The organism is Streptomyces durocortorensis (genome assembly GCF_016901035.1).
Classification (GTDB): domain Bacteria; phylum Actinomycetota; class Actinomycetes; order Streptomycetales; family Streptomycetaceae; genus Streptomyces; species Streptomyces durocortorensis.
Window position 1 is genome coordinate 69606 of sequence record NZ_JAFEUF010000003.1, and the last position, 13701, is coordinate 83306.

The window sequence follows — 13701 nt, forward strand, 5'->3', positions numbered from 1 at the left end:
TGTGGGGGGTGTGCCTCCCCCCCCAAACCAGGTGGGGCCGGTCGGTGGCACTGGCGGGCGCCCCCGCCCCCCCCCCCCCCGCCCCCGGCCCGGGGGGGGGGGGGGGCCCCCCCCGGGCCGCCGCTCTCCCCTCACCCCGGCACGCGAGCACGCCCTTCGAGAGAGGCAGCACCTCGTGTCACTCACCCGCAGACAGACGGCCACCGCCCTGCTCACCCTCCCCCTCGCCCTCGCCGCCACCCCGGCCTTCGCCCACGGCGGCGGAGCGGGCGGCCCCCGCCCCCGTACGCTGCACATCGCCGGTGACTCCACGGCCGCCGTGAAATCCGCCGACGCCGCGCCCGAGACCGGATGGGGTATGGCCCTCCCCTTCTTCCTCGCCCGCCACCTCCGGGTCGCCAACCACGCTGTGAACGGCCGCAGTTCCAAGAGCTTCATCGACGAGGGCCGCCTCGCCGCACTGCTGGGCGGCGTCCGCCCCGGGGATCTGCTCCTGATCCAGTTCGGGCACAACGACGAGAAGACCGAGGACCCGGCCCGCGGCACCGACCCCTCCACCACCTACCGGGAGTACCTGCGCGAGTACGTCCGGGGAGCCCGCGCACGACGGGCCCGGCCCGTGCTCCTCACCTCCGTCGAGCGGCGCCGGTTCGGCCCGGACGGCACCGCCAGGCCCACCCACGGCGAGTACCCCGCCGCGATGCGCTCCCTGGCGGCCGAGGAGGGCGTCCCCCTGCTCGACATCCAGGCGCTCTCCCTCGCCCGCTGGCAGCAGCTGGGGCCGGACGGCACCCTGCCGCTCTTCCTGTGGCTGAAGCCCGGCGAGTGGCCGGGCCACCCGGACGGCGCGCAGGACAACACGCACTTCAGGCCGCCGGGCGCGGTCGAAGCGGCCCGGATGACGGCACGCGCCCTGCTGGACGAAGGCGTACTCGCGGCCCGTGACCTCCGCCGCCTCGACGACCGGATCCCGGGCGAGTGGATCACCTGGGACGGACCTGCCTCACCGGCCTGACCGGCACCTGACCACACCGCGCCTCCTCCTTCTTCATCCCTCCTCTCACCTCTCCCTTCTTCTCCGCTTCCTCCGACTACAGAGAAGGTTTCGCCATGCCCGCACACACGCGTCACACCCGGGCGGTCGCCGTCGCCCTGGGCTGCGCCTCGCTGGCCCTCGCGCTGAGCGTCCCCGCCCAGGCCGCCCCCCGGCCGGGCTCCCACGGCACCGGGATCGAGCGCGCCGTACTGCCCGCCGGCGACGGCTGGGCCGCCGCGGAAGGCTCCACCACCGGGGGCGCGGACGCCGCACCCGAGCACGTCTACACGGTGACCGACCGGGCCGAGCTCGTCGCCGCCTTCGAGGAGGCGGGCGACGCGCCGAAGATCGTCAGAGTCGCCGGCACGATCCACGGCAACTCCGATGCCGCCGGCACCCCGATCGGCTGCGAGCAGTACGAGACCGACGGCTACACCCTGGAGAAGTACCTCGCCGCCTACGGCCCGGAGGTGTGGGGCAGGGACCGGGTTCCCGAGGGCCCGCTGGAGGACGCCCGCGCGGCCTCGGCGAAGCTCCAGCAGGCCGCGGTGAACGTCCGGATCCCGTCCAACACCACCCTGATCGGGGTGGGTGCGAACCCCGAGATCATCGGTGCCAGTCTCCAGGTCCGGGACGTCTCCAACGTCATCGTCCGCAACATCTCGTTCGAGGACACCTACGACTGCTTCCCCCAGTGGGATCCCACGGACGGCAGCGAGGGCGCCTGGAACTCGGAGTACGACAACCTCGTCGTGTACGGCTCCCGGCACGTCTGGGTCGACCACAACACCTTCAGCGACGGTGACCGCCCCGACGCCGGACAGCCGCGCTACTTCGGCCAGGTGTACCAGCAGCACGACGGCCTCTTCGACATCGTGCGCGGCGCCGACCTGGTCACCGTGTCGTGGAACGTCCTGAAGGACCACGACAAGACGATGCTCATCGGCAACAGCGACGGCGCCGGCGCGACCGACCGCGGCAGGCTCCGCGTGACGCTCCACCACAACCTGTTCAAGGACGTCAAGGAGCGTGCTCCCCGCGTCCGCTTCGGCCAGGTCGACTCGTACAACAACCACTTCGTCGCCACGCGCGGCAGCTCCTACGGCTACACCTACGGCATCGGCGCCGAGTCCCGCCTGGTCGCCGAGCACAACGCGTTCACCCTCGCCGGCGACGTGGACCGGGCCACCGTCCTGAAGAAGTGGTCGGAGGCCCCGCTCACCGCGGAGAACAACTACGTCAACGGGCGCAGGACCGATCTGATCGCCGTGCACAACGCCGGAGTTCCCGGCGAGCAGCTCGCCGAGGGCGCGGGCTGGACCCCCGGACTGCGCACGACGGTCCATCACCCCTGGGCCGTCCCCGTGCTGGTCGGCCTCAAGGCCGGGGCGGGCAGGGTGTCCGGCCGCGGCTGAACGGCGCGTGACCCCGAAGAACCGGCCGGAGCGGCACCGCACGCTTTCCACCCCGGAGAGCGCCGCTCCGGCCCTTCGCCGTCAGCCCCTCGCCCGCCGCCTGTCACCCGTAGCCGTCCGTTCGCAGGAGTACCGCCATGCCCACTCGACGCACAGCCCTGTCGCTGATCGCCGACGTGGGCGCCACGCCCGCCCTCGACGCACCGGCCGTCCTCGCCCGGCCCGCCGTCGGCCCCCTGACCTACGCCGATGACTGGCTGCGCTCCGACGGCCCCGAGTGCACCGGCGCCCAGGCGGTGGCGACTCGGATGATCCGGCGCGCCACCGCAGTGCGTTCCGCACCGGGAAGGGCCCGCACCCCCCGTAGAGCAGGGAGTGCGGGCCCTCGCCGGCGCGCGGTGGTCAGGCCGCCGGAGCCGGCCGTCGCGCGGCCGTTCTCCGGGCGGCGCCACCCGTCAGCCGGCGTACGTCTCGTACTCGGCGATCTTCGGGCTGCCGGTCGAGCCGACGATCTCGAAAGTGATCTTGCGCAGAGTCGTGCGGGGGAAGGAGATGGTCCCTGCTCCGTCGCCGGAGGCCAGGACGGTTCCGGCATCGGCGTCGAGAAGCCGCCAGGCCCCGATGGAGCCCTCGGATCCCGCCGCCTCCCGGATGACGACCGAGGACACGGCGGTGGCGGAGTCCCACTTGACCGAGGCGTGACCGGTCGAACCGGCGGGCGACCAGTAGGTGGTGAGGTCACCGTCCCGCAGATGGCCGAAGCTGGTGCCGGAGGCCTTGCTCGATCCGTCGGACCCGGCGCCGATGCTGAGGTTGGTCCCGCCGGGCGGCGTGGGGTCGGTGGGGCCGGGAGTGGGCTCGGTCGGCGGCTGGGTCGCACAGTTCCCGTCCGAGACCTTCAGGCCCTTGTCGGCGCCCGCCGTACGGCTCACGACGTCCGGTACGCAGCCGGCCGCGTCGGCGGTGTAGGCGTAGGGGATGCTGACGGTGGTGGTGGACTTCATGTCCGGCCCGGCCGGGTTGTTGTCCTCACCGGGGCTCGACCAGGTCACGTTGTCCAGCGTGTTGCCGTCGGCCTGCCAGTACCCGGCGGCGTCGGTGTAGAAGGTGCCCAGGACGTCCTTGGAGTCCTCGAAGTAGTTGTTCTCCACCTTGGCGCGGGCCCCGGCGCGGGAGTTGATGCCGGACGAGTTGATCCGCACGTAGTGGTTGTTGAACATGTGGCCGACACCGCCCCGCAGCAGGGGTGCGCGGGAGTCGATGTTCTCGAACAGGTTGTGGTGGTACGTGACGAACCCGTTGGAGACGTCGCTCTCGCTGGACCCCACCAGGCCGCCTCGGCCCGAATTGCGCAGGACGCTGTAGGACAGGGTCACGTACCGGGTGTCGGACTTCATGTCGAAGAGGCCGTCGTACCCCTCGGACTCGCCGCCCGACGCCTCCAGCGTCGTGTGGTCGACCCAGACGTTGCGGACACCCGATTCCATGCCGATGGCGTCACCGCCGTTGGAGGTCGGGGATCCCGACTTCTTGACGTTCCGCACGGTCACGTTCTGGATGACGATGTTGCTGGACTCGCGAATGTGGATGCCGATCTGGTCGAAGACGGCTCCGCCGCCGACGCCCACGATCGTGACGTTGCTGATCTGCTTCAGCTCGATCACGCCGTCGGCCGTGTTGCAGCTGCTGCCGGACACCTTGCTTGTGTTGCCGTGGTTGATGGTGCCTTCGACCTCAATGACGATCGGTGTGCTGTCGGCGGCGCGGCCGCACAGGGCCGCGTGGATCGCGGTGCCGGTAGTGGCCCGCACCGTCTGCCCGCCGGCGCCGCCGGTGGTTCCGCCGTTCTGGGTGGCGTAGCCCGTGGCGCCGCCGGCCGCCGCCGATGCCTCGGGCGCGGTGAGGACGACACCGCCGGCCGCAGCCGCGAGAGCCAGGATGGCCAGCGCCGCCTGCAGCCGTCGGGTGAAGGGTTGTCTCATGTTCGTCTCCCTGATTTCGCGGGTGATCCGTGATGCCTTCTATGTCAGGTGCATGTCAATGTTTGCGCCTCCGTGCCCGCCCTGGCGATCCCTTCTTCAGGAGGTTCTCCGCGGTCGTTTAGAAAGCGCTTTCTCCGTTCCTGTCCAGCGAACATAGAGGGGGGTTCACGGCTTGGGCAAGGGGCGTGCGGCGGTTGCGTTCTCCCGCCGTACGCTGCCTTGGCGATCGCGAAAATGCCTGGTGAGAGAGGGTGTCGGGGAAAATTGGCCGGCGAGGTCGGCGATGTGGTGGCGCCTGCCCGGCGTATTCGCGGGCGCACTCCCCTCTTGTCTGATGGCCCGTCAGGTATGACGATGGCGGCCGTCGCCCGGGGCGGGACCGTCCCGGGCCGGAGGGGAAGGAGGCCGCCGTGCCGATATCGCCCGATGGGCCGCTGTCGTACGGGATGCAGTTGCCGGTCCAGTCGCAGAGCGTCATCTACGCGGAACCCTGGGAGGCGGCGGCCACCCCCGCCGATCTCGTCCGGGTCGCCCGGGCAGCCGACCGTGGGGGCTTCGCCTACGTCGCGGGTTGCGATCACGTCGCCATCCCGCGACGGCTCGCGGAGGGCATGAGCACCGTCTGGTACGACCCCGTCGCCACGCTCTCCTTCCTCGCCGGGGTCACCGAGCGCGTGCTGCTCATGAGCCATGTCGCCGTCGTCGGGCTGCGGCATCCGCTGATCACCGCCAAGCAGTACGCCACCCTCGACCACCTCAGCGGTGGCCGGCTGATCCTCGGGGTCGGGGCCGGGCACGTGCGGGAGGAGTTCGAGGCGGTCGGGGCGGACTTCGACGGGCGCGGGGGTGTGCTGGACGAGTCGATCGACGCGCTGCGGGCCGCGCTCGGACCCGAGGAGTACCCGGAGTTCGCGGGGGAGCGGTTCTCGTTCGGCGGGCTCGGGCAGCTGCCCCGGCCCGCCCAGGAGCGGGTGCCCCTCTGGGTGGGCGGCTCCTCGCCCGCCGCCGTGCGCCGGGCCGCCGTACGGGGCGACGGGTGGCTGCCGCAGGGCGACCCCCGGGACCGGCTGCCCGCGCAGATCGCGCGGCTGCACGCCCTGCGGGAGGAGGCGGGCGTCGCGGAGCCGATCGTCGTCGGCGCGATCACCGAGCCGCTGTACGTCGGTGAGCCCGGGTGGTCCGTGGGGCGGCGGACGCTCAGTGGGAAGCCGGAGGAGCTGGCCGAGTCGCTGCGGGAGTACGCGGCCATCGGCGTGCACCAGATCCAGGTGCGCTTCCGGAGCCGGAGCGTGGACGAACTGACGGATCAGATGGCGGCGTTCGGTGCGGACGTGGCCCCGCACCTCGGTACGTGAAGGAGACGGACATGGGCAAGCTGGACGGGCGGGTCGTCCTCGTCACCGGGGCGGCGCGCGGGCAGGGCGAGCAGGAGGCGCGGCTCTTCGTCGAGGAGGGTGCGCGGGTCGTCGTCGCCGATGTGCTGGTCGAGCAAGGGGAGGCGCTGGCGGAGGAGTTGGGGGCGGACGTCGCTCGGTTCGTGCGGCTGGACGTCGGCGACGAGCAGGACTGGGCCGCCGCCGTCGCCGTGGCCAAGGACGCCTTCGGCTCGATCGACGGGCTCGTCAACAACGCCGGCATCCTGCGCTTCAACGAACTGGTCAACACCCCGCTGGCCGAGTTCGAGCAGGTGGTGCGGGTCAACATGACCGGCGCGTTCCTCGGGATACGCGCCGTCGCGCCCGAGATCGAGGCCGCGGGCGGCGGGACGATCGTCAACACGTCCTCGTACACCGGGCTGACCGGCATGCCGCTGGTCGGCGCGTACGCCGCGACCAAGCACGCCGTGCTGGGCCTCACCAGGGTCGCCGCCATGGAGCTGGCGGGGAAGGGCATCCGCGTCAACGCCGTCTGCCCCGGGGCCGTCGACACCGCCATGAGCAACCCGGCCCTGCTGGACGCGGACGCCGACCTCACGACGTCCAGCGCCGCCCTGGACGCGTACTACCGCAAGCTCCTCCCGATGGGCCGGATCGGGCGGCCCGAGGAGGTCGCCGCGCTGGTGCTGTTCCTGACCGGGCCGGACTCCTCGTACGTCACCGGGCAGCCGTTCGTCGTGGACGGGGGGTGGCTGGCGGGGGTCAGTCCCTTCTGAGGCGGAGTGTCTGTCCGAAGCGCAGTGCCTGACTGGGCGTCAGGTATTGACGCGTTGCGGCGGCGGTGGAACAGTCGGTCGCATCGCAATCTGACGGATCGTCAGATAAGTCGTCAGGAAAACTTGAGGACGGTGAACCTCCGTGGAATTCGGGCTCTTTGTTCAGGGGTACGTGCCCGCCGCGCGTGCCCAGGTGGACCCCGAGGCAGAGCACAAGGCGCTGATCGAGGAGACCGAGTACGTCATCCAGGCGGACAAGTCCGGCTTCAAGTACGCCTGGGCCTCCGAGCACCACTTCCTGGAGGAGTACTCGCACCTCTCCGCCAACGACGTCTACCTCGGCTACCTCGCGCACGCCACCGAGCGCATCCACCTCGGCTCCGGCATCTTCAACCCGCTCGCGCCCGTCAACCACCCGGTGAAGGTCGCCGAGAAGGTCGCCATGCTCGACCATCTCTCCGAAGGGCGCTTCGAGTTCGGGACCGGGCGGGGCGCGGGCAGCCACGAGATCCTCGGGTTCATGCCGGGCATCACCGACATGAACCACACGAAGGAGCTGTGGGAGGAGACGATCGCCGAGTTCCCCAAGATGTGGCTCCAGGACGAGTACGTCGGCTTCCAGGGCAAGCACTGGTCCCTGCCGCCGCGCAAGATCCTGCCGAAGCCGTACGGGGGTGCCCACCCGGCCATGTGGTACGCGGCCGGGTCGCCGTCCTCGTACGCGATGGCGGGCAAGAAGGGGCTCGGGGTGCTGGGCTTCAGCGTGCAGAAGGTCTCCGACATGGAGTGGGTCGTCGAGTCCTACAAGAACGCGGTCAAGGACGCGGAGCCGGTGGGGGCGTTCGTCAACGACAACGTGATGGTGACGTCCACGGCCATCTGCGCCGAGACGCACGCCAAGGCGGTGGAGATCGCGGTGGGCGGAGGGCTGAACTACCTCCAGTCGCTGCTGTTCCGCTACCACGACACGTTTCCCCGGCCGGAGGGGATTCCGGAGTGGCCGGAGCTGCTGCCCGAGTACACCGAGGAGATCGTGGAGCTGCTCATCGCTGAGGAGCTGATGATCTGCGGGGATCCCGATGAGGTGCTGAAGCAGTGCCGGCGGTGGGATCGGGCGGGGGCGGATCAGTTGAGCTTCGGGCTGCCGATCGGGATCAGTCCGGAGGACACGATGAACACGATCCGGTTGATCGGGGAGCATGTGATTCCGCAGATCGACACGGATCCCGTGCATCGGACCTCGCGGTTCCGGGCGGCCGCCAACTGATTCGGGGTGCTGCCCCGGACCCCGCTCCTCAATCGCCGGAGGGGCTGAAAGATCCGCCTCAAACGCCGGCGGGGCTGGAAGTGGGCCCCCACCTCAAGCCCCTCCGGCGATTGAGGAGCGGGGGTGTGGGGGCGGAGCCCCCGCCGGTGAACTGGGCGGCGTCTTCCCGGACCGTCGCCCTGTGAGCCGGGGTACGTACCGCGGCCCAAGCGTGCGTACCCCGGCTGTCCCGACCGAGCCGAAGAAGAAACCCCCAGAAGGGAACCGTCATGCTCGACCACCTCATCCGCCGCGCCACCGTCGTGGACGGCACCGGCGGGCCCGCCCACACCGCCGACGTCGGCATCCGCGACGGGCGGATCGCCGTCGTCGCCGAGCCGGGGACCGTCACCGAAGAGGCCGTCACCAGCGAGGACGCCGACGGACTCGTCCTCGCCCCCGGGTTCGTCGACCCGCACACCCACTACGACGCCCAGCTCTTCTGGGATCCCTACGCCACCCCTTCCATGAACCACGGCGTCACCACCGTCGCGGGCGGCAACTGCGGGTTCACCCTCGCACCCCTCCACCCCGACCGGCCCGAGGACGCCGACTACACCCGCCGGATGATGTCCCGGGTGGAGGGGATGGCCCTCGCCGCCCTGGAGGAGGGCGTCGACTGGAGCTGGTCCAGCTTCCGCGAGTACCTCGACGCCCTCGACGGCCGCATCGCCGTCAACGCCGGGTTCATGGTCGGGCACTGCGCCCTGCGGCGGCACGTGATGGGCCCGGACGCGGTCGGCGGGCAGCCGACACCCGCGCAGATGGACGCCATGCTCGCCCTCTTCCACGACGCGATGGACGCCGGGGCCTGGGGCCTCTCCACCACCCAGTCCTCCACCCACTCCGACGGCGACGGCGAACCCGTCGCCTCCCGGCACGCCCGCCCCGAGGAACTCCTCGCCCTCTCCCGGGCGGTGGGCGAGCACGAGGGAACGCAACTGGAGGCGATCGTCGCGGGGTGCCTGGACCAGTTCTCCGACGAGGAGATCGACCTCTTCGTCGACATGACGGCCGCCGCCGGCCGCCCGCTCAACTGGAACGTCCTCACCATCGACGCCGCCGTCCCCGAACGCGTACCGCGCCAGTTGATCCCGAGTGAGCGGGCCCGCCGGGCCGGTGGCCGGATCGTCGCCCTCACCATGCCGATCCTCACGCCCATGAACATGTCGCTCGGCACGTTCTGCGCCCTCAACCTCATCCCCGGCTGGGGCGAGATCCTCGCCCTCCCCGTCCCCGAGCGCATCGAACGGCTCCGGGATCCCGCCATCCGCGCCGAGATGCTGCGCCGCGCCGACAGCAAGGAGGCCGGGGTCTTCCGGCGGCTCGCCGACTTCGGGCGGTACGTCATCGGGGACACCTACAGCGCAGCCAACGAAGGGCTCAGCGGGCGCGTCGTCGACGACATCGCGGCCGAGCGCGGCCAGGACGCCTTCCACTGCCTGGTCGAGATCTGCGCCGCCGATGACCTGCGTACGGTGCTGTGGCCGATGCCCACCGACAACGACCCCGACTCCTGGGCCCTGCGGCAACGCACCTGGGAGCACGAGGACGTCATGCTCGGCGGCTCCGACGCGGGCGCGCACCTGGACCGGATGTGCGGGGCCCCGTACACCACCCGCTTCCTCGGCGACTGTCTGCGCGGGCGCAAGCTCGTCCCGCTGACCACCGCCGTCAAGATGCTCACCGACGACCCCGCCCGCCTCTTCGGGCTGCGCGAACGCGGCCGCATCGAGGAGGGCTTCCACGCCGACCTCGTCCTCTTCGACCCCGAGCGGATCGACGCCGGACCCGCCACCCTCGTCCACGACCTGCCCGGGGACAGCCCGCGCCTGGACTCCAAGGCCATCGGGATCGTCTCCGTACGCGTCAACGGCGTCGAGACCCTGCGCGACGACAAGGTCACGGGCGCGGTGCCGGGGACGGTGCTGCGCTCGGGCCGCGACACCCGGACGGTGAGTACGGCGTGAGCCACCCCCCTGAGCGGTTGTTCATCGGCGGGGAGTGGGTCGAGCCCGCCCACGGCCACTACGAGGTGATCGACCCCGCCACCGAGGAGGTCGTCGGCCTCGCCCCCGAGGCGAGCCGTGACCAGGTGTACGAGGCGGCCGCAGCGGCTCGCGAAGCCTTCGGCCCGTGGTCGCGCACCCGGCCCGAGGAGCGCGCCGCGATCCTGGACCGGGCCGCCGACATCGTCCAGCGCGACTTCCTCGCCCATGCCGAGATCGCCCGGCGGGAGAGCGGAGCCACCGCCTCCACCGCCCGGGGGATGCAGGTGGGGGTGGGCATCGCCCGGTTCCGGCGGTACGCGCGCGGCGCGCTGGAGCCGGTCGAGGAGGCCATCGCGCCGCAGGTCAACGAGGCCGGGCCGATGGGGCGGGCCGGGGTCTTCGGGGCGCTGGCGGTCCGCCAGCCGGTCGGCGTGGTCACCTGCATCACCTCGTACAACAACCCCTGGGCCAACCCGGTGGGCAAGGTCGCCCCCGCGCTCGCGATGGGCAACACGGTCGTCGTGAAGCCCGCCCCGCAGGACCCGCTCTCCGTTTACCGGATGGCGGCCGCCCTCGCGGAGGCGGGCGTTCCGCCGGGGGTCGTCAACGTCGTCACCGGGTCGGGCGCGGAAGCCGGTGAGGCCGCCGTGGACTCCCCGGACGTCGACATGGTCAGCTTCACCGGGTCCACCGCGGTCGGGCAGCGCATCGCGGAGGTGTGCGGGCGCGGGATGAAGCGGCAGCTGATGGAGCTGGGCGGGAAGGGGGCCGCCCTGGTCCTGGAGGACGCGGACGTGGGCTCCGCCGTCGCGGGGATCGGGACCACCTTCTCCTTCTACAGCGGACAGATCTGTACGGCTCCGACCCGCGTCCTGGTCCACCGGTCCCGGCACGACGAGCTGATCGGCGCGCTCGCCGCGTACGCGAACGCGCTCACCGTGGGCGATCCGGCCGACCGGGCCACCGTGGTCGGCCCGGTCATCTCCGCCGCCCACCGCGACCGCGTCGAGGCGTACGTGGAGCTGGGCCGGAAGGAAGGCGCGCGGGTCGTCACGGGCGGCGCCCGCCCCGGCCACCTGGACCGGGGCTTCTACGTCACCCCCACCCTCCTCGCCGACTGCACCCCCGACATGCGGGTCGTCCGCGAGGAGATCTTCGGGCCGGTCGTCGTGGTCGTCCCCTTCGACGACGAGGAGGAGGGTGTCGCGCTGGCCAACGACAGCGACTACGGCCTCATCGACTACGTCTGGTCCGGCGATGTCGCCCGCGCCTTCCGCGTGGCCCGCCGGCTGCGTGCGGGCGGGGTCGGCGTGAACACGGTCGGGCGGAACATGGAGGCCCCGTTCGGCGGGTTCAAGAAGAGCGGGGTGGGGCGGGACGTGGGCTCGTACGCCCTGCACGCCTACAGCGAGACACAGGCGATCGTCTGGCCCGGCTGAACCCTCACAGGAGCGGGCGCGGAGCGGCGCGGGAAAATTTTGAACCCACCCAAAACGGACAGCGCTACGGTTACCGTACGTCGTCGCGCTCGGCCAAGCGCCATGCATTGCAAGGCTTCACGTGAATGTGACCTTGCATTAATGAGGCGTTCCGGCGGAGTTGGCTGCCGTATCCAAGGGTGAGACGCGGGAGTCTCACGCTCCGGATGTGGATATCGCAGCGCATAGCGTCCTTCTCATGACTCAGCTGGACGCGCGGCCACAGGCCGGAGACACGGTACGGGGAAGCGCCCCGGCCGACGGTGGCACGGGCAGCGGCGGCGTACGGGGCAAAGGGCTCGGCGGGAACTCCGTCGGCCTCATGGGCAGCGCCGTCATCGGCGTCTCCACCGTCGCCCCCGTCTACTGCCTGACGTCCACCCTCGGCTCCACCGCCGGAGAGGTCGGCGTGCAGATGCCGGCCGTCTTCCTGGCCGGGTTCCTGCCGATGCTGCTCGTGGCCTTCGCCTACCGCGAGCTGAACAAGGCGATGCCGGACTGCGGCACCTCCTTCACCTGGACGGTGAAGGCGTTCGGCCCGCGCGTCGGCTGGATGTGCGGCTGGGGCCTCGTCATCGCGACGATCATCGTGCTGTCCAACCTGGCCGGCGTCGCCACCTCGTACTTCTGGCTGCTGGCGGGCGAGATCACCGGCAGCGCCTCGGTTGCCGCCCTGGACGACAGCAAGCCCGTCCACATCCTCACCTGCCTCGCCCTCATCGCTGTTGCTACTGCGATCAGCTACCGGGGCATGACCGCCACCAAGGGCATCCAGTACGCCCTGGTCGGGCTCCAGTTGGTCGTCCTCGCCCTGTTCGTGGCGATGGCGCTCGGCAAGGCCGGCAGCGGCGGCCCGGACTTCGCGTCCTCGCTCGACTTCTCGTGGTCCTGGCTGAACCCCTTCGCCGTCCAGTCCTTCGCCGCCTTCACCGCGGGCCTGTCCCTCTCCATCTTCATGTTCTGGGGCTGGGACGCCTGTCTGACCGCCAACGAGGAGACCACCGGCAGCGAGAAGACCCCCGGCCGCGCTGCCCTCATCGCGATGGTCGTCCTGGTCGGCTCCTACCTGGCCACCGGCGTCGCCGCGCAGATGGCCGTCGGCTCCGGCACCTCCGGCCTCGGCCTCGCCAACCCGGACACCTCCGACAACGTCTTCGCCGCCCTCGCCGGACCCGTGATGGGCCCCGGCCTCGGCGTCCTGCTCTTCCTCGCGGTCCTCGCCTCGGCCGCCGCCAGCCTCCAGACCACGTTCATCCCGGTCGCCCGCACGGTGCTCGCGATGTCCGCGTACGAGGCGATGCCGGCCTCGTACGCCAAGGTCCACCCCCGCTTCAAGACGCCCGGCCGGGCGACGGTCACGGCGGGCATCGGCACCGGCGTCTTCTACACCGTGATGACCCTGGTCAGCGAGCACGTCCTGGTCGACACCATCTACGCGCTCGGCCTCATGATCTGCTTCTACTACGCGCTGACCGCCTTCGCCTGTGCCTGGTACTTCCGGGCCGAACTGACCCGCTCCGCCCGAGACCTGGTCTTCAAGGGCCTCTTCCCGCTGCTCGGCGGGATCCTGCTCGCCGCCGTCTTCGCCAAGACCCTCTACGACATGTGGGATCCGGCGTACGGTTCCGGCTCCTCGGTGTTCGGAGTCGGCTCGGTCTTCGTCATCGGGGTGGGGCTGCTGCTCCTCGGCGTGGTCCTGATGGTCGCGATGGAGCGCCGCAGCCCGGCGTTCTTCCGGGGCGAGGTGCTGACGAAGGAGACCCCGGCACTGGTGGTCCAGGACTGAGGGCGCGGCGCGGCGGGGCCGGGCGGGGCTGGGCTTCGGTCGCGGACGGGATCCGCTCGTACGATGAGGCCATGACACGAGCTTCGGCGGGACGTCTGCTCCAGGTGGTCGGAATCGCTCACGGCGCCATCGGCGCGGTGATCTACCGCGATGTGTTCGCCGACATCGGCCGCGGGCCCGTCGTCGGCTCCGTGCCCGACCGGGGCGACCGGGCCGCCGCCTTCTGGTTCATGGCCGCCGCCCCCACCCTGTGGCTGGGCGGCCGTCTGCTGCATTCGGCGGAGGAGAACGGGGACCTGCCGGCCCAGCGCGCCGCGGGCGTCGCCCTGGCCGCCGTGGGCGTGGTGGGCACGGTCGCCATGCCGAAGAGCGGCTTCCCGAGCCTGGTGGGGATCGGCGGGGTGCTGCTGCGCAGGACGCTGCGGTCCACGGGCAGGTGAGCGCCCCCCCCCCCCCGGGGGGGCCCGGGCCCCGGACGGGGGGCAAACCCGGGGCCGGCCACCGCAAAGACCCCGCAAAGAACCGGCCCCGTGGGCGGGGCCCCGACAAGACGGG

General features: G+C 71.4%; 10 protein-coding genes. 9 read left to right on the forward strand and 1 reads right to left on the reverse strand.

Annotated elements, in window-relative coordinates:
- Positions 1-175 precede the first annotated feature (175 nt).
- Positions 176-1015, forward strand: a complete 840-nt coding sequence (locus JS521_RS01530) for a rhamnogalacturonan acetylesterase (protein WP_205080885.1) — start codon at positions 176-178, stop codon at positions 1013-1015.
- Positions 1016-1110: 95 nt separating this feature from the next.
- Complete coding sequence (locus JS521_RS01535) at positions 1111-2451, forward strand: pectate lyase family protein (RefSeq protein ID WP_205080886.1); 1341 nt, start codon at positions 1111-1113, stop codon at positions 2449-2451.
- Between the two features lie 455 nt (positions 2452-2906).
- Here JS521_RS01535 and JS521_RS01540 read toward each other — a convergent pair whose 3' ends face one another.
- Entirely contained in the window at positions 2907-4433 is a 1527-nt protein-coding gene (locus tag JS521_RS01540) for a pectate lyase family protein (RefSeq protein WP_205080887.1), read from the reverse strand.
- 410 nt (positions 4434-4843) lie between these two features.
- Here JS521_RS01540 and JS521_RS01545 point away from each other — a divergent pair, with 410 nt between their 5' ends.
- The 7 genes from JS521_RS01545 to JS521_RS01575 all read left to right on the forward strand — a co-directional run bounded on the left by JS521_RS01545 (position 4844) and on the right by JS521_RS01575 (position 13586).
- The gene (locus tag JS521_RS01545) at positions 4844-5788 is read left to right on the forward strand and encodes an LLM class F420-dependent oxidoreductase (protein WP_205080888.1); all 945 of its coding nucleotides are present in this window, start codon (positions 4844-4846) and stop codon (positions 5786-5788) included.
- An 11-nt stretch (positions 5789-5799) separates the two neighbouring features.
- Positions 5800-6585: an SDR family NAD(P)-dependent oxidoreductase gene (locus tag JS521_RS01550; RefSeq protein ID WP_205080889.1), complete on the forward strand. Its 786-nt coding sequence runs from the start codon at positions 5800-5802 to the stop codon at positions 6583-6585.
- A 142-nt stretch (positions 6586-6727) separates the two neighbouring features.
- On the forward strand, positions 6728-7852 hold the full coding sequence (locus tag JS521_RS01555; protein WP_205080890.1) for an LLM class flavin-dependent oxidoreductase: 1125 nt from the start codon (positions 6728-6730) through the stop codon (positions 7850-7852).
- A 269-nt stretch (positions 7853-8121) separates the two neighbouring features.
- Entirely contained in the window at positions 8122-9861 is a 1740-nt protein-coding gene (locus JS521_RS01560; RefSeq protein ID WP_205080891.1) for an N-acyl-D-amino-acid deacylase family protein, read from the forward strand.
- A complete protein-coding gene (locus JS521_RS01565) occupies positions 9858-11321 on the forward strand; it encodes an aldehyde dehydrogenase family protein (RefSeq protein WP_205080892.1) in 1464 nt (487 codons plus the stop codon). Before JS521_RS01560 ends, JS521_RS01565 begins: the two co-directional genes overlap by 4 nt.
- Before the next feature lie 238 nt (positions 11322-11559).
- On the forward strand, positions 11560-13146 hold the full coding sequence (locus tag JS521_RS01570) for an APC family permease (protein ID WP_205080893.1): 1587 nt from the start codon (positions 11560-11562) through the stop codon (positions 13144-13146).
- Positions 13147-13217: 71 nt separating this feature from the next.
- A complete protein-coding gene (locus JS521_RS01575; protein WP_205080894.1) occupies positions 13218-13586 on the forward strand; it encodes a DUF6463 family protein in 369 nt (122 codons plus the stop codon).
- Positions 13587-13701: the final 115 nt, after the last annotated feature.

Excerpts from the sequence above, each read along its gene's own strand:
- JS521_RS01550 (WP_205080889.1), top strand. The coding sequence starts at position 5,800 with ATGGGCAAGCTGGACGGGCGGGTCGTCCTCGTCACCGGGGCGGCGCGC.
- JS521_RS01575 (WP_205080894.1), top strand. The coding sequence starts at position 13,218 with ATGACACGAGCTTCGGCGGGACGTCTGCTCCAGGTGGTCGGAATCGCT.
- JS521_RS01560 (WP_205080891.1), top strand. The coding sequence starts at position 8,122 with ATGCTCGACCACCTCATCCGCCGCGCCACCGTCGTGGACGGCACCGGC.
- JS521_RS01570 (WP_205080893.1), top strand. The coding sequence starts at position 11,560 with ATGACTCAGCTGGACGCGCGGCCACAGGCCGGAGACACGGTACGGGGA.
- JS521_RS01540 (WP_205080887.1), bottom strand. The coding sequence starts at position 4,433 with ATGAGACAACCCTTCACCCGACGGCTGCAGGCGGCGCTGGCCATCCTG.
- JS521_RS01535 (WP_205080886.1), top strand. The coding sequence starts at position 1,111 with ATGCCCGCACACACGCGTCACACCCGGGCGGTCGCCGTCGCCCTGGGC.